The sequence below is a fragment of the Halomonas sp. MES3-P3E genome, assembly GCF_002836035.1.
Taxonomy (GTDB): domain Bacteria; phylum Pseudomonadota; class Gammaproteobacteria; order Pseudomonadales; family Halomonadaceae; genus Vreelandella; species Vreelandella arctica.
Genome location: NZ_PJBT01000185.1, coordinates 190664 through 212257, shown reverse-complemented (window position 1 = coordinate 212257; position 21594 = coordinate 190664). Strand labels below are relative to the sequence as shown.

Below are 21594 nucleotides of genomic sequence, written 5' to 3'. Positions count from 1 at the left end.
AGCCCGCTATTCAGCAGGCTGCTTTTTTCATTTCAAGCTGACGATTTCATAACTACTTTCTAAATAGCGTTTTCTATTCTGCTGCGTATGAACCGTCTTCCTGGTGGACTTCGTTGCCGGTAATCGGCGGTGTAAAGACACAAGCAACCGTCATTCCTTTTTCTTTACCGCGCAACAGGTGCTCATCGTGCTGATCTAACAGATAAATATCGCCTGCTTTGATCGGCCAGATTTTACCGTCGGCCAGGGTTTCCACCTCGCCTTCACCTTCATAGCAAAACACCGCTTCGTAGTGGTTTTTGTAATGAATGTGGGTCTCAGTACCGGGGAAAATGCGGGTAATATGGAACGAGAAACCAGCGTTATCATTGGCCAAAACAAGACGTGTGCTGTCCCAATTACCATTTTCAGCGGTGACTAGGCGTTCTGTTTTGCGCGCTTCTTCGAGATTACGAACGATCATAGAAGTACTCCGTAGCTTAGCGGCTAGCGATTACCAGCCGCAGTTTCCCTAACGAAACGGGTGTGATTTTACGCTTTATCCTAACGCCAAATTACTCGCTAGCAACAGCTTTCACGCACATTTCCAGAATATCCAGGCCTTTCAGCAGGTCTTCATCGCTGATGGTCAGTGGGCACAGACACTTAACGACTTCACCGTCCTGACCACTGGTTTCAATTATCAAGCCGTGCTCAAACGCTTTGCTGGTAATTTTATCAGCGATATCTCCCGATACCACGTCAATGCCACGCATCAAACCACGCCCACGTTCAGTGGCAGGCATGCCGCTCTCAGTCAGCAGTGCCGCAAGCTTCTGGAAACGCTCTTCTACAATACGCCCTTTGCGCTGAACATCACGCTCAAAGGTATCGTTGGTCCAATATTTTTTTAACGCGGCGGTGGCTGTCACCATCGCTAAGCTGAAGCCACGGAAGGTGCCGTTATATTGGCCCGGTTTCCACTTATCCAGTTCTGGACGCATCAACACATGCGCAAATGGCAGACCAAAGCCAGAGAGTGACTTCGAGTTGGTAATAATGTCTGGCGTAATGCCTGCATGCTCAAAGCTGAAGAACTTACCGGTACGACCACAACCTGCCTGGATATCATCGATAATCAGTAAAATATCATGGGCGCGGCAAATATTTTCCAAACGCTTCAGCCACTCCAGGCCTGCCACGTTGATACCGCCCTCGCCTTGCACGGTCTCAATAATAACACCAGCGGGAACGTCCAGGCCGCCGGATTTGTCGCCCAGCAGTTTTTCAAAGTAATCCAGCGTGTCGGTATGCTCGCCCATGTAGCCATCATAGGGCAGGAAGCTGGCACCCTGCGTCGGGATACCCCCCGTGGCTTCACGGAACTTACGGTTACCGGTGGTAGCCAAAGCGCCCATCGTTACACCGTGGAAGCCATTGGTGAACGTCACGATGTTGTGACGGCCTTTAGCAACACGGGCCAGGCGAATAGCGGCTTCGACAGCGTTGGTGCCAGTCGGCCCCGGCAGATGTACTTTGTAGTCGAGACCGCGTGGCTTGAAGATTACTTCTTCAAGCGTTTCTAAATAATCGCGCTTGGCATTGGTCCACATATCCAGACCGTGCACAACACCGTCCGTTGACAGGTAATCAATCATTGCCTGCTTCATGTGCGGATTATTGTGGCCGTAGTTAAGCGTGCCCGCGCCGGCGAGGAAATCAATGTACTCACGGCCGTTCTCATCGGTTAGGCGCGCATTTTGCGCTTTGGTAAACACCACCGGGAATGAACGAGAATAAGTACGTACATTGGATTCCATGCGTTCAAGCGTCTGGGTCTGCATTGCGACCTCCTTGGTCAATCATTTTGCCATTAGGCGTTGCTAGCCCGGAGCAACATGAGCGGGAAAAACAGTATGTTCACTACGTGCTATTGACGATTAAACGCACGTATTAGATTCGGTCTGTTTGGAACGGACCGATACGAACCAGGTTTTCCGGGTCATGCTCCCCTCCGAGCTGTTCGGTAGAGAAATATTCGCGGCTATTGAGCGGCGCATGCCAGCGCGCCGCCAAGCGACGAAATAAGCCCCAAGAGGCTAGATTGTCTGGCGTGATCGTGGTTTCAAGATGATGCACATCGTCAAGCTCGGGGCGCGACATAATCGCTTCGACCAAGCGGCGCGCGAGCCCCGTACCGCGTGCTTTTTCGCCGACGGCCACTTGCCATAAGAAATAAGTATCCGGGGCATTATCCTTCACATAGCCCGATACAAAGCCAACGATTTCACCCTCTTCATTGGTAGCGACTGCACAGGTATCACGAAACTGTGTAGCGAGTAACAAATAGGCGTAGGCAGAATTCACATCCAGCGGCGGGCAGGCTTTGATAAGCTCGTACACTCCCCAGCCATCATCCGCATTAGGTTTGCGAATAAACAGCGGTGTCTCTGCATGACCAACGACAGCGTCAGCCACTGTAGGCCTGGCCAAGTCAGCAGAGGGGGTAAACGGTTGTATGGGCGTACTCATAGTTATGCTTCGCTGTAGCGAATTTGATGATTATTATAACAGCTGATTATGAGCAATTCAAAAACCATATTATTCACCACCCTACTTTCCATAATTTTTTGTTATGAGAGACGGCTTGTTAGCTATCTGCTCGCGCTCAAATCCGTCTTTACTGATTTAGAATAGCCCAACTCGCCGACAAAAAAAGGCGTGCCAACGGGCACACCTAAATCTGTTTTCACATGTGATGTCTTCAAGGGCATCCAGCTCAGCAACATAAGCAACGAATCAAGTACGCGTTAGCGTACGCATGGTGACGAACTCCTCTGCTCCCGTTGGGTGGATACCCACAGTGCGGTCAAAGTCATGCTTGGTAAGGCCTGCCCTTACCGCGATAGCTATACCCTGAATGATTTCACCTGCGTCGTCGCCCACCATATGGGCCCCGACCACCACATCAGTGGCATCGTCTACCACCAATTTCATTAAGGTGCGCTCTTGGCTACCCGACAAGGTGTGCTTCATGGCCCGAAAATTGGTGCTATAAACGCGGATATTGGTGAATTTTTCACGTGCCGCCTCTTCGGAGAGCCCTACCGTACCGATGTTAGGGTGGCAAAAAACAGCGGTTGGAATCGTGGTGTAATCGAGCGGCTGGGGGACGGTGTCGGCAAAGTGGACATCCACCAGCTGCATCGCTTCTGCCAAAGCCACAGGCGTCAGTTCTGGGCCGGCGATTAAGTCGCCTAGCGCAAGAATCGACGGTTGCGCCGTTTCAAAACGATCGTTGACAGGGATCTTGCCCTGCTCATTCAGGTTAATACCCAGCGCCTCCAGACCCAGGTCTTTTATATTAGCTTTGCGCCCAGTTGCCGCCAGCACCACATCGACTTCCATTACCTGCCCATCGGTGAGATGAACGTTGTAGGCATTCTGGGTGGCTTCAATACGCTCAATATTGGTGTTGAAGTGGAGGTTGACCCCTTTTCTTTCCATTTCGGCACAAGTGAATTCACGAACCTGTTGATCAAATCCTTTCAGGAACAGTTCGCCACGGTAGATGAGGTGTGTCTCGCTGCCAAGCCCGTTGAAAATACTGGAGAACTCGACCGCGATGTAACCGCCACCCAAAACTAGAAAGCGCTTGGGAAACGTATCAAGATCAAAGATTTGGTTGGAGTCCAGCGCATATTCACTACCCGGAAAATCGGGCACCCATGGCCACCCACCCGTGGCCACCAGGATTTTTTCTGCGCTTATCGAAATATCACCATGCTCTCCGCTCAACGTCACTGTATTCGCATCAGCCAGCCGAGCCCGGGCATTAAAAAGTGTTACCCCGGCGCCTTCCAGCATGCGCTGATAAATACCGTTTAGCCGTTTGATTTCGCTTATTTTATTATCACGCAGCGTCGCCCAGTCAAAGCTGGCCGGGCCAGGCAACTGCCAGCCAAAACCGGCCGAGTCATCAAAGCTGTCGTGAAAATGGGCGGCGTATGAGTAAAGTTTTTTGGGCACACAGCCAACGTTGACACAGGTCCCCCCCAGGTATCGGTCTTCGGCAATCGCTACTCTGGCACCGGCGGCGGCTGCCATACGCGCAGCACGCACGCCACCGGAGCCTGCACCAATCACCAGGAGGTCATATTCGTATTCGGAAACGTCTGCCATCGTTTACTCCTGTGAAGTTAAATATTCCTACCCCTGACGGCCAAACAAGGATATTGACCTGACTGTCGGGGGAGGTTAAAACCATTTGCTGCTATTTTATACTGTCCAATCCCTTATACTGACTAAGATTTATTATTCCGCTTTTCGATCAGCGACTTAACTCTATTTAATCTTGCTGGAGACTCTATGTCTGACTCTATCTCGACGCTACTCGATAACAATCGTGCCTGGGCTGAGCGCATGTGCGAAGAGGACCCCGACTACTTTAAACGGCTTTCGAGTCAGCAAAACCCAGACTATTTATGGATTGGCTGTTCGGATAGCCGTGTGCCCGCCAATCAAATTATTGCGCTGCCGCCTGGGGAAGTCTTCGTTCATCGCAATGTAGCGAACCTGCTCCACCATACGGATATGAACGCCCTGTCGGTGGTTCAGTACGCGGTGGATGTGCTTAAAGTCAGCCATATTATGATTGTCGGACACTATGGTTGTGGAGGCATTAAGGCCGCCATGATGGGAGGCGAATGCGGCGTAGTTGATTATTGGCTACATTCGGTTCGCGAACAGTACAACCGTCACCGTGATTCGCTAGATCATCTTCCTCTGGAAGACCAAATTGACCGTATGTGCGAGCTCAACGTTAAAGCGCAGGTGAATAGCTTGTGCCGTACCAAGATTTTGCAGCGCGCCTGGCAGCGCGGGCAGCAAATCTCGGTACATGGCTGGGTTTACGGTTTAAGTGATGGTCGTGTTAAAGACCTGAATTGCACCATCAGTGGCTTAGAGCAAGTGGAAACGCTTTACCGCATTGACCGCATACAATTAGGCGATTAAGTCTCTCTTTTAGCGCCTACTGAGACGCTAGTCATAACGGTAGGCGCGATGACAACTCTTGCAGCTAGCGCCTACCTCTGAAAGTGCTCGCGCCGTGTCACGGGTATCCCCCTGTTCGGCGACCTCAACCAACTGAGTGATTTTATCCTCAAGGTCAGTAAAGCCAGCGGCAAACTCATTCCACTCTTCCCAAATAGAGGCGCGCGCCTCAGAACCACCGCCATGCGTACCCTCAATAAAGGCAGGTAGTAACTGCTGGGCAGTCGTACGCTCTTGGAGTTCCGTTAAGCGCGGGGCGGCAGCCTCTACATCTTGATTGTTAATTAAGTCAAAACGCAGCTGACGAACCAGGCTTTCAATATCTTTGAGCTCTTGCTGGCGCCACATCACTGCTTCACGCTCGCTGGCGAACTGAGTGTCGCCAACGGTTTGAGGCATCGAAAGCTCGCTAGTGGCCTCCTCGCTCGCCCAGGATAACGGCGCACATAGTAGCAGTACCAAAGTGCTGCCTATCGCGCTACGCTGGAAAGCCCGCTTTCGGTGATAACGCTGCTGCATAATGGCTTCCTTTATAATGCGCTGGTTAGCTTGGTTAAAACTCGCTTTTAGCCTATCGGACACGTCACACCGGTGCCTTTTAGGCCGCAGTAGCCATTGGGGTTTTTATCGAGATACTGCTGATGGTATGCCTCTGCATAATAAAACGCTTCAAGCGGTTTTATTTCGGTAGTGATTTGCCCTTTGCCTGCCTTGTTGAGCGCCTGCTGAAAGGCGGACGCGCTCTGTTCAGCGGCTGCTTGCTGAGCCTCGCTGGTGGTGAAAATAGCTGAACGATACTGAGATCCAATATCGTTGCCCTGGCGATTTCCCTGGGTAGGATCGTGCTGTTCCCAGAACACCTGTAGCAGCGATTCCAGGTCGACCTGCTTAGGATCGTAGACCACCCTCACCACCTCGGTGTGGCCGGTACGACCCGTGCAGGTCTCATCATAGGTGGGGTTGGGCGTTTCACCGCCGGCATAACCTGCCGCGGTCACATAGACGCCGGGCAATTGCCAAAACAGCCGTTCAACACCCCAGAAGCAGCCCATTCCCAGCACAATCTCTTCATGGCCCTCTGGAAACGGTGGATGCAACGAATGCCCGCTGATGGTGTGAACATCGCTGGTCTCTATAGGGGTATCACGGCCAGGCAATACACGACTGGTACTTGAAGAAGAAAATAGCGACATATCGCCCTCACTCATTGCTGCTGTAAGATTTTTGGGTCACCGGAACGGGTAAAGGTGTAGATCAAGTCCACCGCCTGATTGGCACCCGATACGGCCTGAAGATAAAGATTACGCCACAGCGTATAGCGTAGTGTTAGTTCTGCAATCGGCGAGAAAATTCCCACGCCGTAACTAATCCTAAGGTCGTCGGTCAATTGACCACTGACGGCGACTTGGCTGTCATCGCCTGCGCCGGTGGTATCCAGGGTTAAGTCATCAATGCCAAAAGCCTCGCCAATTGAGCCCACTGCGCCACCGGTGCGTCCTAATGACATACCAATCAACGCCGTGGTCAGTGCGCTATCCACCCCACCACCGGAGGCATCCGGGGGGCGTCCCCGTAGTAGATATGAAAGTGCGCGCGTTTCATCCATTGCTGGTTCGGAGAAGATCAGTACATTGGGGGCTTCGGCATTACCGGTGACACGCAGGCCAGCAATAACGTCATCTTCGGTGACGTCGGGATGACGGATGGCCTCAAAGTCGAGGGTAGGTAGCCCAGGGGGCCCGCTAAACAGTAGTTCACCGCGGCGAATGACCAAGTCTTGACCGAACGCCTGGAAGCGCCCATCAACTAAATTGACATCGCCAAATAGCTGTAATGCACCGCCACTTTGGCGAATTTCTAATGAACCTCCCAATCCGGATTCTAAGCCGTAGGCCGATAGCTGCATATCACTGCCCAGCGTTAGCGTGACCAGCACATCAAGGGCCATGCCGGTAGCGGATAGTTCATCTGCAGCGCTAGGCTCATCACCATTGGCGGCAGCACGCTGTGCCTCAATTTCTGCCTGCCGATCGTCGCGCTCGGTGATAATCACTTCATCACCGCTAGGCGTAACTGCCGAAGACGGCATATCGCCAATTTCCAGTCTTGCCCAGGGTAAGTTGATATCTCCCCTTACTTGCAGCCTTTCTGGGGTCATACGAACACGAACATCAGGCGCCGCTTCTAGACGACCAAACTGTGGTAATACGATCAGAATAGGCTCTTGAACAGCATTTAGATCGACGCCAATGCGCCAGTCGTCACCGCTTGGCCAGTAAGCATCACCGGTGATTTCCAAACGCCCGCGCTCGGCCGCCAGATAACCGTCAATATCGCCCTGCTCACCATCAAAGGAAACCAGCAACTCTCCATCTTGTACGTCAACGGGAATATCAGGACCGTTTACACGAATTTCACGCAACCCAAGCTGGCCCTGCAAGCCGGGCTGATCGGTAGTGCCCGAAATTTGCACTCTACCTGTCAGATCTCCTTCCAATTGATCCATCCCGACGAGCATAGGGCGATAAGGTTGCAGTGAAACATCATTTGCACGCAGCTCCCCATCTAGCTCGCCTGCCCCTAGTGGATCATTGATCGATAAATCCAGGTTTAGATCGCCTGCCTCAGCAAGGGAAAGCGTTACATTGGCATCCGCTTGTGCTTGGTTAGCCTCAATCTGGGCGTCTAAATTGATTTCTGGCAGTTGCACGGGCTGACCATAATCATTGATGGCCGTTACTGCGAGTTCACTTAGCACCTGTAGATTTGCCTGCCACTGTGCACCGCCCTGGCGCCAATTAACGTTAATATCCGCCGTTGTGTCGCCTTCTAACTGCCACTCTTCGGGTAAAAAAGGCTCCAGCATTTCCATAGGCACTTCACGTAATGAAAGGACGGCGTTGCCCTGTTGCGCCGAAGCATTTATTTCCTCTTCAGAACAGACCAAGCCGCCCTGCTCACGACGTAGGCAGAAGGATGAAAGGTTCGCCTGACCGCTGGCCAAGTTGTAACGGAGATCCAAGGGTGCTTCAAGGCGAATATCGCCAGCTTCGGAATCGATTTCCAGTGGCGTTACCCGAGCCTGATACAATTGATTCGGCTGATCAAAACGCCCATCAAGGGCGAGTTGCGCGCGACTTAATACGTTGTTGTCCGTACCCTGGGCATTAAGCTCAAGACGGTGCTCTGAGAGACGCCCGGCTAAATTAACGTTCATGGCAGACAGCGCCTGGCCAACGGCATTGACGTTTTGTAGGGCCAGTTGCACATCAAGGGTAGGGTCATCGATTCCCTGCACATCGGCATTTAGCGTGAGCCGTTCAATGCGATTTTCGCCGAAACGCACGCCATCACCTTGTAAGTCAGCCAGCAATTGCGGCTGATCAAAACTACCGCTAGCCTCCAGCGTTCCCACAATGTTACCCGCTAGATCCGGTGAGAGGGTTTGCAGTTGGCGTAGCGCAATGTCGGCATTTAACGACATTGCCTGTTCGCTGATTTGGCCTGCCGCCTCCAACCGGTTATCCCCCTGGGTAAACAGCAGTCGTTCAATATCCAGCTCCATATTGCTGTTGGCGTCCAGGGCTGCCTGCAGTGTCAGGGGGTAGTCGCGCAGGACACCATCAATCGCCAAGTTGGGTACACTGACATCCCACAGGGCACCTTGCGGGCCCTCTTGCTGGAACACAGAAAACTCAATATCGCCATTCAAATTACCGTCTAACTGATCCACGAAGTGGGAGGGGTCGAATTCATCCAAACGGATACTCGCCTTAACCTGCAAGGGAGCTAACCAGCTAACGGTGCCTTCACTGCGCAGGGAGCTTTCGCCTACGGCCAGAGTAAGCGGCTGCCAGCTAAAGTGTTCAAGGTCACCCTCACCGCTGACGTTAATCTGGGTACGCGGTACGCTGGGGCCCTCAACGGCCATCGCGAGCTGAGCGCTATACTCACTCAGGCTTCCGGTCACCTGTATATCCAGCTCATCGACCACATAAGGGTCGGTGGCCCCGTCGCCGTTAGCTTGCGCCGTTTCGTCAACGGAGAGCGGCCACTGGACCTGGTCACTTTGTAACTGCACTTGAAATGGCAGTGTAGGGGCTAGGGCGTCTACTTGGCCGTTTAACGACGCGTTTACCGCGCCGGATGCTTCCAACTGTGCTTCAAGGGCATCGAGTGGGCCAGACAGCGTTAATGTCAAGGTCTCGCCATCGAGCTCAGGAAACCTCTCAGCTAAAAAAAGCTCTACGTTCAAACGAGCTTCAAGTGGGTAACTGTTGCTTAAAGTCGCCTTTGCGGTTAATTCAGCCTCAGCGTCTGGGGTAACGACAGCAAGTTCGGTTAACTCAACGCGGTCGCCCTCGGTCATCAGTCCAAGCTGAAGGCGTTCCACGTGATACTCAGTGGCGCCTTCCAGGCGAAAATCGTTAAGCGTAAATTCGGGTATTTGAATATCCACCGGCAAGGTAATGTCAGGTAATTCCAGCCGTTCTCGTGTTTCTAACTGCTCTTCTGGAGACTCTACTGCCAGTACGGCCTCGTCTTGCGGTTCGCGGAGCAATATAGCGGCATCGATAGCCTCAGCAGAAAGTGGTGTTTCAGTGGCTTGCGTCAGTAACACGCCTGCCGATGGCGGCAAATAAAGGCGCGGTTGCTCCAAGTGGGTCGGTTCAAGACGCACTTGGTTGCCTTCGGCAACAGCCGCTGAGCTTAACGAGCGCCATTTGATCTCGGTGCCGTCGGCAAGGCGTAGGCTGACATCGTCAAGCTGTAGCGAACGTAGCTCGATCGGGAAGGGAAAACGAATAGCGAGTGGCGCCCCCTCTTCTTCTGGCGGCGGCTCCTGTTCGCCCGATGCCCCTAAACGAACATCAGCGCCTACCACGCGAAGCGTGTCGATGCATAACCGGCCCGCCAGGACGCAGTCATCCGCCCACGCAAGCTCAAATTCATCCACGGTGATACGGGTTTCACCCAACTGCAATTGGAAATCTTCGACCAGAAAATGATCAAGCAGCCCACCTTCATGGTGTGCATAGGTGAACAAGTCCCGCTGCTCCCCCTGCGAGAGCAATACACCAGTGCCCCAAGGCGATAACGCTACCCCAACAAGCAGCGCCGCAATCCCAAACAGCCAAATTGGCAATACGATAATCAGGCGCCAAAGGCTCCACAACAGAAGCCAGGTACGGTATTTGGGTGATAGTCGCTGGCGCTTATCAGATGTCGCTGTTTCAACCTGAGGCAAATCTCTCTCCTAGAATTCCGGTCCGATGGAAAAGTGCAAACGCCAATCGTCTTCATGGTCAAAAGGATGTGCGATATCAAAGCGAATTGGCCCGACCGGTGAAACCCAGCGCACCCCGGCGCCGGCGCCTGTTTTCAAATCGTTAGGTCCCCAGTTATCAAACGCATCGCCATTGTCCACGAAGGTGGCTGCCCACCAATCCCCCGTGACACGCCGTTGGTACTCAAGGGTTGAGGTCAGCAATTGTTGGCCGCCCCGTAGCCGTCCTTCTTCATTGCGTGGCGAAAGGCTTTCATAGGAGTAGCCGCGCACACTGCGGTCGCCACCGGCAAAAAAGCGTAAAGAAGGTGGGATTTTGGCAAAGTCATCGGTTTCGATGGCGCCTAAGCTAACTCGCGCCAGGAAGCGGTTATCATTGCCGATAGTGCGAATCCATTCCGTATCGGCCGTAACGCGTGTGAACTGTGCATCCGACCCCCAAACCTTATCCGAGTACTCTAAAGAGAGCTGCTGACGGTCGCCCCATAATGGAAAGCGCTGAGGGCGTGTCCGGGTTCGCGACCACTGAATACCAGGATAAAACAGCCAAACTTGATCGGCTTCGCCCCCCTGCTCGAAGTCTTCATAAGTGGTACGGAAGTACAGAGTTTGAACCCAATCGTTATCAAACTCCCAGCGCCGAGCCACTTCAACGGTGCCTTCTAATGATTGGGTATCACTATCATCAATATTACGGATACCGTATTGCAGCCGGTAGCTATCACGCAGCGGGTCTTCTAGCGGAACGTTATATACCCCGGTAAACCGCTGCTCCGGGGAGGATAAATAGAGGTCGTGGTCAAGACTATGACCATAACGATTGATCCATGGTTGTTCCCAACCAAAACGCAGACGGGGCCCCACATCGGTAGCGTAGCCAATGCCGACTTCAAACTGGTGGCGATCAGCAGGCTCCACACTCACATCAATAGGTAACTGCGTATCACTGGGCTTATTGATGCTTAGCGCACTGGTTAAAGCCGCGCCGGTGACTCGTGGGCGCTCTGGTTGGGAAGCAGTCGCCTCGCTCCACCAGGCGTCTCCGCCACCAGGCGGAGAAATCGCCAGCTCTTGCGCTGTTTCAAGTCGCGGCCGCACTGACACTGAGCTAAACCAGCCGGTTTCTGCAAGCGATTGGTTATAGTCAGCTAGCGTTTGCGCTAGATAGGGGTCGCCTCTTTCAAACGGCTGTATACGGAGTAATCGGTCGATCTCTATGTGGCTACCTGTTATTGAAGTCTCTCCAAACTGATAGCGGGGGCCGCTGTCAAAATCCATATAGAGGCGCGCACTTTGTAAATACGGGCGGACTTCCATACGTCGATCCGTAAAGCCCCAGTCAAAGTAACCCCGCTCGATAGCCAAACCAGAAAACTGACCACGCAGCCGCTCCCATGGGGCATGCCGCAGTGCGTCACCCTCTTCCAGCGGGAAGTCTTCTACTGCTTGTTGAAATGGTGGGTCGTTACTGGCGTCGCCTTCGACATTAATTGATAAAATTTCAATTTCAATTTGAGGCCCTGGTTCAATCTCAAGCGATACAAGCTCATCGTCAGTATGCTCAAAGGTTATATCAGGCTCATAATAACCATACACACGCATGGCTTCTTCAGTACGTTGACGAACCTCACCTTCTAAACGTGCTTCGGTGTATTGCTCAGCCTCTACGTTCTGTAGATAGGCTCGAATATTACTTTCGACCTCATCGGAAACACCCGTGATGCTCGCCTCTAACGCCCATGCCCCATGTGATGCGTATAATAGTGGTAGCACTACCAACACAGTGCGACCGGTGGCTGAAGTCCATCGCCGTTGTCTTCCCATACATTTTTATCCTAACCTAAATCAGCGGCTTCATTATCTATTTACTTCAACGACTTATAGAATGTTCTTCGCACTAGAACGCATCAATGCGATACAACTATCCTGACTACCCAACTATCTTGGCTACTTTTTAACGTAGCATTTCTAACTGGGCACTAAAGGCAAGCTGTGCCTGACGGACTTGTCGAACATCACTCTCTAGCGAATTCAAGCGTTGCGACCATTCCTGCTCTAATGCCTCCAGAGCCTCTTGATCCGGTGACGCTTCAATCTCAGCAACAGAAGCCTCCAGCTCATCAAAGCGCGACTCAATGGCGCTTCTTTGCGCTGATAACTGCTCTTCCCAATCACTGCTAATGTTACTGACCTGACTATCCAGTTCGGACAGGCGTTGTTCGGTCAGTTGCTCAAGGTGGGACACTTCCTCAATCAAATTTCGCCGTCCTGAGGTCCCAGCCTGTTCCAAGGCATTCAATGATTCTCGCATCGCCAACAGCTGGCTATCACGCAACTCAGCTTGCTCATTAAGCTGGTTCAACTGCTGCAGCAACGAATTGATCGAATCACTAGAGGCCATGTCCTCATTCATGGTTAGCAGACTGTACAACTCTTCGCGAGTATCGCTCAGCGCAATGGACAGCTGCTCTTGCTCTTGAAAAAGCGTCGACATCTGAGCTTGTACAAAGGTTATCGTATCTTGTACATCGGTGTCATCCGAATCCAAGCGAGCATGAACATTGGATACTTCGCCGCTTACCCGATGTAACTCATTTAACAGTCGTTCACGTTCGTACCAAAGTCCAGCCGCCGCCGCACCCAATAGGGCAATGATTAATAACAAGCATAGCCATAGCGGCCATAAAGTAGGCCCCTTTCGGTGGCGCAAATGCTGCGCCGTCAAGCTTTGATCCACATCGGGTACGATACGAGAGGATGCAGTGGCGTCTGGCATAACAGTTCCTCAGAGAGTCTTCGGGTCAGCACGACGGCCTATCCCGCGATACATTAATCCACAGCTGGCAACAAATTCAGGATCGTAAATATTGCGTCCATCTAATACGAGCTTAGCGTTTAATAACGAGCCCAGCCGATGCCAGTCTGGGTTCCAATAGGTTTTCCATTCTGTTACCAACATCAGTACATCGGCGCCCTCACAGGCTTGGTAGGGGTCATGAGTAAAGGTGCGTAAATCTTCGCGTTCGCCTACCAGGGCATGGAGAGCTGGTACGGCGGCAGGGTCGTGTAGCTGAACCTTAACTCCCTGCGCCCAAAGTGCTTCAAGCAGTGTTAATACGGGCGCGTGGTCAATGCGTGCAGTGCCGGGCTTGAACGCAGCTCCCCAAATCGCCACGGTTTTTCCGGCCATTTCGCCGGAAAAATGGGACCACAGCTTGCGGAACAGCGTTTCTTTTTTCTGTTCGTTAATATCCATTACCTGCTCAAGCAGCGCTGAATATCGGCCACTCTGCAGTTGCACATCGGCCAAGCGAATCAAATCGCGGGAGAAGTTAGGGCCTCCAAAACCGCACCCAGGGTACAGGTACTCAAACCCGATACGCGAATCGGCTCCCATCCCCTGGCGGACATGTTCGACATCAACGCCTAGAGTATCAGCCAAGCCGGCGATTTCATTCATATAACTGATACGCGTGGCCAACATGCCGTTAATGGCCAGCTTGGTTAACTCCGCAGCGCGGCGAGGCATACATTGAAACACTTCGCTACGCCGATTAAAGGCGCGTAACAGCTCTCTGGTGACTTGCTCACCCGTCGCATCATCGCAGCCTAGCAAGCGCCGGGTTGGGCGTGTGAAAGAGTCCCATGCACGGCCTTCTTCTAACGTATCGGGCAGTGCCACACTGGAGTGCTGGGCACCCATTAATGTATGCAGGCGTTCGGTCTCGCCTACCGGAAACGTCGAGTTATTAACCAGCACAAGATCGTGCTGATCCGCTAATAACGGGTTTTCAAGTAGTGCGCTGGCCGAACTGCGCTGTGAGGGTGATAACGCCATCCAAATCACCTCTGGGATGGCGGCATCATCTATTTGCTCAATGAGCTGCAGGGTACCCTCTGCTAAGCCCTGCTCAAGATGGGTCATTAAATGAGGTTCACTGCGTAACCAGTCCACCTCAGAAAGCACTGACCAAGGCGCATCAGCGTGGGGTAACCACTGAACCTGATGCCCCACCCAAGCCAGCGCAGCGGCTGCCGTCGCTGCGCTTAATTCGCTGCCGTAAAGTAACACCCGCATGCGTTACTCCCCCTGGTGGTAACGTGACAGCAGGGTTTGGAAAGCTTCTCCAAACTCAGGATGACGGCGTGCGTAGGCGAGTGTGGCTTCAAGGTAACCTAAGGGCTGCCCACAGTCGTAGGTAACCCCTTGCATACGATATGCCTGGACGCCGGACTGTTCTCGTAGTGTTTCCAGCGCATCGGTCAACTGAATTTCACCACCGGCACCGGGCGGTGTTTTTTCTAATATGGAGAAAATATGGCCTGGTAGCGCATAACGGCCTATGACCGCTAAATTCGAGGGTGCAGCATCACGCTTGGGTTTTTCCACCATGCCGGCTAAATCGGCTGACTCGTTTGCAGCGGGCACATCCCCTGCTGGCGCCACGATGCCATATTTTTCCACCTGCTCCCAGGCGACCTCTTCCACCATCAATTGCGCCGTTTGCTGCTGATCATAGGCCGCTAACATACCGGCCAAGTCCGTTGCTGAGTTGGCACTGTTATCGACCAACACATCGGGCAATAGCACCGCAAAAGGTTCATCGTCGCCAAGGATGGGGCGGGCACAGAGCACTGCATGGCCTAGCCCTAACGGCACGCCCTGACGAATGCTAATAATGCTGACGTCGTCAGGCACTAAATTGCGCAACATTGTCAGAAGCTCATGCTTTCCCTTTTTTTCCAAGCTAGCTTCCAGCTCAGCATGGGTATCGAAGTGGTTTTCGATAGCGCTTTTATTGCTACTGGTGACCAGCACAATCTCCCGGATACCAGCGGCAATTGCCTCTTCAACGACATACTGGATCACCGGCCTATCGACAATCGTAATCATCTCCTTGGGAATAGCCTTCGACGCTGGCAAGCAGCGAGTACCAAACCCAGCAACAGGAAGTACGGCTTTACGAATCATAGAAGAGGTCCTTTTCATGCGTTCCGACACAGGAGTGGTTAGAATGTCCATAATACTGAAGGCGTGGATGGATACCACCTCGCAACGGCGAACAAGTGGCTACACGTCAATATTTTGCTAAATGTTCAAAAGTTATGGGAGTCACACTATGCAAGCGACACCACAGGATAGCATTGCTCATCACTATCAAGACAATGTCGATGCAGCAGAAGTCGCCAAATTTGAGGCTCTTGCTAGCCGCTGGTGGGATCCGCAGGGTGAATTCAAACCCCTTCATGATATTAATCCCTTACGTCTTGACTTTATTGATGCGCGTGCGGGGTTGGCGGGTAAAAAAGTGCTCGATGTAGGCTGCGGCGGCGGTATTTTAAGCGAATCGATGGCTCACCGTGGTGCTACGGTGACGGGCATTGATCTCGGTGAAGCGCCGTTAGCAGTGGCCCGATTGCACGCAGAAGAGCGTGGCGTAAAAGTTGATTACCAACATATCAGCGTGGAGGCCATGGCCGTTCAGAAGCCTGGTTTTTATGATGTGGTGACTTGCATGGAAATGCTGGAGCACGTACCGGACCCTGCCTCCGTCATTCGTGCTTGCAGCGCCCTCGTACGCCCGGGTGGTTATGTGTTTTTCTCTACGTTGAACCGGACTGCTAAGTCATACGCGTTCGCTATTTTAGGCGCCGAATATGTGCTTAAACTGCTGCCACGAGGCACGCATAATTATGCAAAATTTATTCGCCCTTCAGAAATGGCGGCTTGGTCTCGTCACAGCGGTTTAGAAGTGCGTGAACAGACGGGACTGACCTACAACCCGCTTACCCGCCACTACCGCTTGGTCAGCCATGATGTTTCGGTCAATTACATGATGTACTGCCGCAAGGTAAGCGATTAAATGTCGATGCAAGCGCCTCAAGCAATACTGTTCGACCTGGACGGAACGTTGGTAGATACGGCCCCCGATTTGGCAGAAGCGACCAATGCGCTGCGTGCTCACCATGGGTTAGCGCCGCTACCCTTTGAGGTAATTCGCCGCCAAGTATCTAATGGCGGCAGTGCGCTGGTTACACTAGCGCTGGGCTTAGAGGCCTCTGCTGATGGACACACTCAAGCACGCCAGTTTCTGCTTGATGCTTATGAGCAAGCCGTAGCGGTACACAGCCGGGTTTTCTCGCCGCTGGATGTGTGGCTACAAGAGTGGCATGGCGATCAGCGGCCGTGGGGGATTGTCACCAATAAACCGCGCCGCTATACCTTACCGCTACTAGAAGCTCTGCTGCTGCAGCCTGGCGCATTGCTATGTGCGGATGATCTAAGCGTTAAAAAGCCAGCGCCTGAACCGCTTTGGGAAGCTGCCCGCCGGCTTGGCGTTGACCCTAAACATTGCTGGTACATCGGTGACCATGTGCGTGATATGGAGGCCGCCGTCGCCGCCGGCATGACCGCCGTCGCGGTTGGCTATGGCTATATCAGCGAAGAGGATGACTACCAACAGTGGCCAGCTGACATTTGGTTTGAAGAGTGTGCAGCGCTGGTCGATGCCCTAGGCGAGTTCAAGCTCTAGACAAGCATGATGGCGGGGGGCATCGACGCGTTTTTCAAAACAAACGGTTATGTGCGGGGAGGTTGGGCATCTAGCTTTTGCCCGCTGGTGCCTGCGCTGTCTGGCCCCATTAGCCACAGGTAGGTCGGCATAATCTCTTCCGGCGTACGTAGTGTGAAGGGGTCTTCACCGGGAAACGCCGTACGCCGCATTTGGGTGCGTGTGGCGCCTGGGTTAAGTGAATTCACCCGAATATGTGCCTGATTATTCAGCTCATCAGCCAATACGTCGGCAAAGCCTTCAGTGGCAAATTTAGAGACGGAATAAGCCCCCCAGTAGGCTCGCCCTTTACGACCAACGCTAGAGGAAGTGAAGATTACCGAGGCATCTTCAGACTGTTGCAGTAGTGGCAATAACGCTTGGGTCATCCAGATAGGCCCATTGATATTGACCTGCATCACCTGCTGCCATAGCTCAGGGTTATATTGCTCAAATGGCGTAATGCGACCTAATAGCCCAGCGTTATGTAACAGGCCATCTAAGCGGCCAAACTCCTGATCCAGCGTTTCGGCCATATCATGAAAATCTTTGAGCGTAGCGCCTTCAAAATTGAGTGGGAAAATCGCAGGCTGAGGCCCGCCTGCCGCTTCTATTTCGTCGTAAACACGCTCTAATTTGGCAATGGTGCGCCCCAATAGAATCACGGTGGCCCCATGCTGGGCATAGCTTAATGCTGCCGCACGGCCAATCCCGTCTCCTGCGCCGGTTACCAACACGATGCGATTTTCCAATAGGTTGGGCGCTGGTTGATAGTCGATCTTGCAGCTCATGCTGATTCCTTGAAACTATTCTTAGAAGCGATTAAGAGCAAAATTTAACTTGCTGACTGGCGTAAAAAGTCACTGGCAAGGCCCGCGGCACTGCTTTGCGGGTAGTCGTCACGCACTCGCTCAAGTAGCTCACGGCTACGTTCCGCTTCGCCTTGACGCGCTTTTACTAAACCTAACTTATAGATCGCATCAGGTACTTTGCTGCTACCGCTATACTCGTCAATGACGCGGCTAAACGCCTGGTCAGCAGCGTCCAATTCACCTTCAGCTGAATACAACTCACCCAGCCAATAGTGGCCATTGGCCGTTAAACTGGTATCAGGATGATCATTGACAAAGGTTTCAAACGCCGCGATAGCTTCCTCAAAACGGCGTGCTTGAACATGTGCAAAGGCCGCCTGGTAATCGGCTTGCGCATCCTCACTGACATTGCGAGTAGAGGGGGCGTTAACCACTTCCTCGGCAGCTTCAGGCTCAACCGCTGGGGTTGATTGCTCAATCTGCGTTGGCCCACTGCTCATTAGCCTGTCTTCAATATCGAGATACTGCTGCTGTGATTGACGACGTAGCTGCTCTAACTGGTGACGCAACTCTTCAATCTGACCGCGCAGTTGCTGGATTTCCTGCTGATGCTCCTGCACCTGGTTAAATAACACCAAATTACCGCTGGAGGCTTCCTGACGCTGCGTCTGCTGATAGAAGCTGCTGCTGGAAGCGTCAGAGTTAGAAAGATCTTGGACGAGCGGCTGTTGAGCGACGGCCATTAAAGGCAATACGGACAGCGGGAGCGCTAAGGCTCCCGCACCGCACAGCCTCTCAACGTAACGCTTGAGACTGTGATTCATAATGACTCCGTAGACGTAAACGGCGTGCGATAAGCCGCACGCCGAATTCATCAGTGGTTAAGCATTCAATCGTTAAATGCTCAGTAGTTAAATACAACACGACGGTTCTGCGAGTAGGCGCTCTCGTCTTGACCATTAACGGCCGGGCGCTCTTCACCATAGCTGACAACGCTCATTTGTGAAGGAGACACACCCTGAATGTTCAGGAAGCGCTCTACAGCATTAGCACGACGCTCACCCAGCGCCATGTTGTATTCACGAGTGCCACGCTCATCCGTATGCCCATGCAGAACCACCTGAGCGCTCGGGTTGGCACGCAAGTAACGTGCATGCGACATTACGACAGACTCATATTCGCTTTTGATCGTATCTCGGTCGTAATCGAAATAGATAGTGCGTACTTCTGGAATACGCGAATCAGCCTGCTGGCCTGAGCTAGAACCAGAGCCTGAGGAAGAACCATATTGACTTCCCGTACCTGTACCAGAGGTGCTGGAACCGGTAGTACTGCCATCCTGGCTACCGTACGAGTCACCGTCCTGGGTTCCGCCGGTGCTGGAACAGCCAGCGATTACCACGATAGATAGCGCTGCTGCTAATGAGCGAGCCAACGGTTTAAGTTGCATAATCAGACTCCTTGCCTGAAAACTAAAAATTTCGATGTAAATCAGATGTGTCGATCAATTTAAGAAGGGTGACCAAGCTGGGTCACGTACATCGCCCTGTGCTGATGGCAGTCTAAAGGATGAGCGGCCATCGGCAGAAACAGCACTTAGCACCCCACTATTACCCTGTTGGGTAGCGAAGATTACCATGGTCCCGTTCGGCGCAACACTAGGAGATTCATCTCTTGTTGATTCACTAAGTACGACCAAGCGGTTACCGCTTAGATCTTGCTTTGCCACTTGATAGCCATTGCTTGAACGGTGGATCAAGAATATCTGTTCGCCATCTGGTGAGTAGCGACCGCGCGCATTGTAATTACCCGTAAACGTCAAGCGTTCGGCTTCTCCTCCCCCCATTGCATACTGGTAAAGCTGAGGGCCACCACTACGATCAGAGGTAAACAGCAAGCTACGACCATCGGGTGCCCAAGCAGGCTCAGTATCAATGCTGTTGTTATTGGTAATACGCTCTACTGAGCGGTTAGCCACATCCATAATATAGATTTCTGGCTGGCCGTCTTTGGAGAGAGACATCGCGATACGACGGCCATCAGGTGACCACGCTGGCGCGCCATTGATACCATCAAATGACGTTGCTTTTATCCGCTGGCCTGTTGCTACATCTTGAATATAGATAGCTGGGCGCTCAGTTTCAAACGAGACATAAGCAAGCTTTGTGCCATCCGGTGACCATGCGGGCGACATAATGGGTTCGTCAGAGGTCAATACTTGCTCACTGCGACGTCCATCGGCGTCGGCAACGTACAGGCCGAACTGCATGTTGTCACCAATACCCTGTGCGGTGACATAGGCAATTTTAGTTGAAAACGCACCACGAATATCAGTAATCGCTTCAAAGATTTGGTCACTGATATAGTGAGCGGCACCGCGTAAGTCATTGCCTCTCACCGTCACGGTTTCACCAATCATCCGGCGCTGACCGCTAATATCCATCAGCTCAAACTGTATTTCAAAACCGCCGTTGGTCTGTTCTGCCCTACCTACGACTAAGTAGCGTACGTCTAATGAACGCCAAGTATCGAATTGAACATCGTCAGATTGATTGGGCTGTTCAAACATCGCGCTACGCTCTAGCGGATCAAAATAGCCACTACGCTCAAGGTCATCCTGGACAATCTGCGCAACATCTTCGGGCATTCCGTCTGAACCTGCGAACGGTACTACGCCGATAGGCAGCGCTTGATCGCTGCCACGCGTGATTTCAATGGTTAAATTGGCACTCGCTACACTGCTGACTAGCAGCAGCACACAGAACAACCACACTTTGCTCAAGCTTTGCATCAGCGAACATCCCCCGGGGTAAATCGCAGATTAAACTGACGTAAATTACGCTGCTGATCGGCTGGTAAATCTCTCAATTCACCAAACGGTGCAGCATGTTCCACGGCCTGCATCACAGACCGGTCAAAAGCACTATCGCCGCTGGATGTCACGATCGATGTTGCCAATACTTCTCCAGACGGTCCTAGCCTCACTTGTAGGGTAGCACTCATCGAATCACTTGCACCGGCAGGAATCAACCACGCCTGCTCAACAGCGCGACGGACAATATTGATAAAGCTATTGGCTGCCTGCTCAGCCTGCTGAGCATTGGCCGCGGCTTCTGCCTCACCCGCCAGCTGTCGTTGCATAGCCTCCTCTGCGGCTTCTGCAGCCTGGCGTTGGCGCTCTGCTTCGGCTTCTCGGCGCTGCTGCTCTTCTGCCTCACGTTGACGCTGAGCTTCCGCCTCTCGCTCTCGCTGGGCCGCCTCCTCTTCACGAAGCCGCTCTTCTTCGGCTTCACGTTGACGCTCGGCTTCTGCTTCTTCCTGGCGCTGCTGCTCTGCCGCTTCACGCGCACGTTCGGCTTCTGCCTCCTCCTGGCGTTGCTGCTCGGCAGCCTCTTGCTGGCGGCGCGCCTCTTCGACTTCACGTTGACGCTCAGCAGCGGCTTCCGCCTCGGCCTCGCGTTCAGCAGCCTCAGCGGCTTGTTGCTCAGCCTGCTCTGTCGCTTCTTGAGCCCGGCGCTCTGCCTCTGCTTCAGCTGCCTCTCGCGCGGCTTCTAATGCTTGCGCTTCCTCTTCGGCTGCCTGCTGGGCAGCTTCTTCGGCCGCTTGCTGTTCGGCGGCGGCTTGCTGCTCACTGGCCGACGGCTCTGCTGGTGCATCGGGCTCAGTAGGCGCTTCAGCCGGTGCATTCATCGCCGCTTGTTGTTCCGTTGCCTGCTGAGCCTGGTCGGTAAAGGTCTCTGTACTCACCAGCGTTGCTTGAACAATCGAAGAGCTATCGGGCTCTGCGTTGCGGGTCGGCAAACTGATTAAGCTAAACACGACAATCGCAACGTGCACAGTTATCGCCAGCACAGTCGGCCACTTATAGCCGACATCTTGAGGATCACGCGGAGTATTTACTGCCATGTGC

At 52.9% G+C, this 21594-nt stretch carries 19 protein-coding genes; 3 read left to right on the top strand and 16 right to left on the bottom strand.

Annotated elements, in window-relative coordinates; genetic code table 11:
- Positions 1–73: 73 nt before the first annotated feature.
- From CXF87_RS15845 to gorA, 4 genes are all read right to left on the bottom strand, one after another.
- Positions 74–463 (bottom strand): ectoine synthase, encoded by a 390-nt coding sequence (locus tag CXF87_RS15845; RefSeq protein WP_008957961.1) that lies wholly within the window; start codon positions 461–463, stop codon positions 74–76.
- A 91-nt stretch (positions 464–554) separates the two neighbouring features.
- Positions 555–1823: a diaminobutyrate--2-oxoglutarate transaminase gene (ectB, locus tag CXF87_RS15840; RefSeq protein ID WP_008957962.1), complete on the bottom strand. Its 1269-nt coding sequence runs from the start codon at positions 1821–1823 to the stop codon at positions 555–557.
- 109 nt (positions 1824–1932) lie between these two features.
- Entirely contained in the window at positions 1933–2511 is a 579-nt protein-coding gene (gene ectA, locus CXF87_RS15835) for a diaminobutyrate acetyltransferase (RefSeq protein WP_008957963.1), read from the bottom strand.
- A gap of 267 nt (positions 2512–2778) precedes the next feature.
- Positions 2779–4161 carry a glutathione-disulfide reductase gene (gene gorA, locus CXF87_RS15830; protein WP_008957964.1) on the bottom strand — a complete coding sequence of 461 codons (1383 nt, stop codon included), beginning with the start codon at positions 4159–4161 and terminating at the stop codon, positions 2779–2781.
- Positions 4162–4347: 186 nt separating this feature from the next.
- On the opposite strand from gorA, the gene can reads away from it, so the two are divergent.
- Positions 4348–4995, top strand: a complete 648-nt coding sequence (gene can, locus CXF87_RS15825) for a carbonate dehydratase (protein WP_101147277.1) — start codon at positions 4348–4350, stop codon at positions 4993–4995.
- Positions 4996–5022: 27 nt separating this feature from the next.
- Here can and CXF87_RS15820 read toward each other — a convergent pair whose 3' ends face one another.
- From CXF87_RS15820 to galU, 7 genes are all read right to left on the bottom strand, one after another.
- Positions 5023–5553, bottom strand: a complete 531-nt coding sequence (locus CXF87_RS15820; RefSeq protein WP_101147276.1) for a c-type cytochrome — start codon at positions 5551–5553, stop codon at positions 5023–5025.
- 47 nt (positions 5554–5600) lie between these two features.
- A complete protein-coding gene (msrA, locus tag CXF87_RS15815; RefSeq protein ID WP_101147275.1) occupies positions 5601–6227 on the bottom strand; it encodes a peptide-methionine (S)-S-oxide reductase MsrA in 627 nt (208 codons plus the stop codon).
- 11 nt (positions 6228–6238) lie between these two features.
- The gene (tamB, locus tag CXF87_RS15810) at positions 6239–10282 is read right to left on the bottom strand and encodes an autotransporter assembly complex protein TamB (RefSeq protein ID WP_101147274.1); all 4044 of its coding nucleotides are present in this window, start codon (positions 10280–10282) and stop codon (positions 6239–6241) included.
- A gap of 9 nt (positions 10283–10291) precedes the next feature.
- Positions 10292–12145, bottom strand: a complete 1854-nt coding sequence (gene tamA / locus CXF87_RS15805; RefSeq protein ID WP_008957969.1) for an autotransporter assembly complex protein TamA — start codon at positions 12143–12145, stop codon at positions 10292–10294.
- A 130-nt stretch (positions 12146–12275) separates the two neighbouring features.
- Positions 12276–13097 (bottom strand): hypothetical protein, encoded by an 822-nt coding sequence (locus CXF87_RS15800; protein ID WP_101147273.1) that lies wholly within the window; start codon positions 13095–13097, stop codon positions 12276–12278.
- A 9-nt stretch (positions 13098–13106) separates the two neighbouring features.
- Positions 13107–14399: a nucleotide sugar dehydrogenase gene (locus tag CXF87_RS15795; protein ID WP_101147272.1), complete on the bottom strand. Its 1293-nt coding sequence runs from the start codon at positions 14397–14399 to the stop codon at positions 13107–13109.
- Between the two features lie 3 nt (positions 14400–14402).
- On the bottom strand, positions 14403–15293 hold the full coding sequence (galU, locus tag CXF87_RS15790; RefSeq protein ID WP_008957972.1) for a UTP--glucose-1-phosphate uridylyltransferase GalU: 891 nt from the start codon (positions 15291–15293) through the stop codon (positions 14403–14405).
- A 148-nt stretch (positions 15294–15441) separates the two neighbouring features.
- Here galU and ubiG point away from each other — a divergent pair, with 148 nt between their 5' ends.
- Entirely contained in the window at positions 15442–16185 is a 744-nt protein-coding gene (gene ubiG, locus CXF87_RS15785) for a bifunctional 2-polyprenyl-6-hydroxyphenol methylase/3-demethylubiquinol 3-O-methyltransferase UbiG (protein WP_008957973.1), read from the top strand.
- Positions 16186–16854 carry an HAD-IA family hydrolase gene (locus CXF87_RS15780; protein WP_008957974.1) on the top strand — a complete coding sequence of 223 codons (669 nt, stop codon included), beginning with the start codon at positions 16186–16188 and terminating at the stop codon, positions 16852–16854.
- Between the two features lie 47 nt (positions 16855–16901).
- On the opposite strand, the gene CXF87_RS15775 is transcribed toward CXF87_RS15780, so the two are convergent.
- The 5 genes from CXF87_RS15775 to tolA all read right to left on the bottom strand — a co-directional run bounded on the left by CXF87_RS15775 (position 16902) and on the right by tolA (position 21590).
- Positions 16902–17663 carry a YciK family oxidoreductase gene (locus CXF87_RS15775; RefSeq protein ID WP_101147271.1) on the bottom strand — a complete coding sequence of 254 codons (762 nt, stop codon included), beginning with the start codon at positions 17661–17663 and terminating at the stop codon, positions 16902–16904.
- A 44-nt stretch (positions 17664–17707) separates the two neighbouring features.
- Positions 17708–18508 carry a tol-pal system protein YbgF gene (gene ybgF, locus CXF87_RS15770; RefSeq protein WP_008957976.1) on the bottom strand — a complete coding sequence of 267 codons (801 nt, stop codon included), beginning with the start codon at positions 18506–18508 and terminating at the stop codon, positions 17708–17710.
- An 80-nt stretch (positions 18509–18588) separates the two neighbouring features.
- On the bottom strand, positions 18589–19134 hold the full coding sequence (gene pal, locus CXF87_RS15765) for a peptidoglycan-associated lipoprotein Pal (protein ID WP_008957977.1): 546 nt from the start codon (positions 19132–19134) through the stop codon (positions 18589–18591).
- 54 nt (positions 19135–19188) lie between these two features.
- Positions 19189–20475, bottom strand: a complete 1287-nt coding sequence (tolB, locus tag CXF87_RS15760; protein ID WP_008957978.1) for a Tol-Pal system beta propeller repeat protein TolB — start codon at positions 20473–20475, stop codon at positions 19189–19191.
- On the bottom strand, positions 20475–21590 hold the full coding sequence (gene tolA, locus CXF87_RS15755) for a cell envelope integrity protein TolA (RefSeq protein ID WP_232774939.1): 1116 nt from the start codon (positions 21588–21590) through the stop codon (positions 20475–20477). Before tolA ends, tolB begins: the two co-directional genes overlap by 1 nt.
- Between the last annotated feature and the right edge of the window lie 4 nt (positions 21591–21594).

Coding starts and splice junctions, on each gene's coding strand:
- CXF87_RS15845 (WP_008957961.1), bottom strand. CDS start 463: ATGATCGTTCGTAATCTCGAAGAAGCGCGCAAAACAGAACGCCTAGTC.
- ectB (WP_008957962.1), bottom strand. CDS start 1,823: ATGCAGACCCAGACGCTTGAACGCATGGAATCCAATGTACGTACTTAT.
- ectA (WP_008957963.1), bottom strand. CDS start 2,511: ATGAGTACGCCCATACAACCGTTTACCCCCTCTGCTGACTTGGCCAGG.
- gorA (WP_008957964.1), bottom strand. CDS start 4,161: ATGGCAGACGTTTCCGAATACGAATATGACCTCCTGGTGATTGGTGCA.
- can (WP_101147277.1), top strand. CDS start 4,348: ATGTCTGACTCTATCTCGACGCTACTCGATAACAATCGTGCCTGGGCT.
- CXF87_RS15820 (WP_101147276.1), bottom strand. CDS start 5,553: ATGCAGCAGCGTTATCACCGAAAGCGGGCTTTCCAGCGTAGCGCGATA.
- msrA (WP_101147275.1), bottom strand. CDS start 6,227: ATGTCGCTATTTTCTTCTTCAAGTACCAGTCGTGTATTGCCTGGCCGT.
- tamA (WP_008957969.1), bottom strand. CDS start 12,145: ATGGGAAGACAACGGCGATGGACTTCAGCCACCGGTCGCACTGTGTTG.
- CXF87_RS15800 (WP_101147273.1), bottom strand. CDS start 13,097: ATGCCAGACGCCACTGCATCCTCTCGTATCGTACCCGATGTGGATCAA.
- CXF87_RS15795 (WP_101147272.1), bottom strand. CDS start 14,399: ATGCGGGTGTTACTTTACGGCAGCGAATTAAGCGCAGCGACGGCAGCC.
- galU (WP_008957972.1), bottom strand. CDS start 15,293: ATGATTCGTAAAGCCGTACTTCCTGTTGCTGGGTTTGGTACTCGCTGC.
- ubiG (WP_008957973.1), top strand. CDS start 15,442: ATGCAAGCGACACCACAGGATAGCATTGCTCATCACTATCAAGACAAT.
- CXF87_RS15780 (WP_008957974.1), top strand. CDS start 16,186: ATGTCGATGCAAGCGCCTCAAGCAATACTGTTCGACCTGGACGGAACG.
- CXF87_RS15775 (WP_101147271.1), bottom strand. CDS start 17,663: ATGAGCTGCAAGATCGACTATCAACCAGCGCCCAACCTATTGGAAAAT.
- ybgF (WP_008957976.1), bottom strand. CDS start 18,508: ATGAATCACAGTCTCAAGCGTTACGTTGAGAGGCTGTGCGGTGCGGGA.
- pal (WP_008957977.1), bottom strand. CDS start 19,134: ATGCAACTTAAACCGTTGGCTCGCTCATTAGCAGCAGCGCTATCTATC.
- tolB (WP_008957978.1), bottom strand. CDS start 20,475: ATGCAAAGCTTGAGCAAAGTGTGGTTGTTCTGTGTGCTGCTGCTAGTC.
- tolA (WP_232774939.1), bottom strand. CDS start 21,590: ATGGCAGTAAATACTCCGCGTGATCCTCAAGATGTCGGCTATAAGTGG.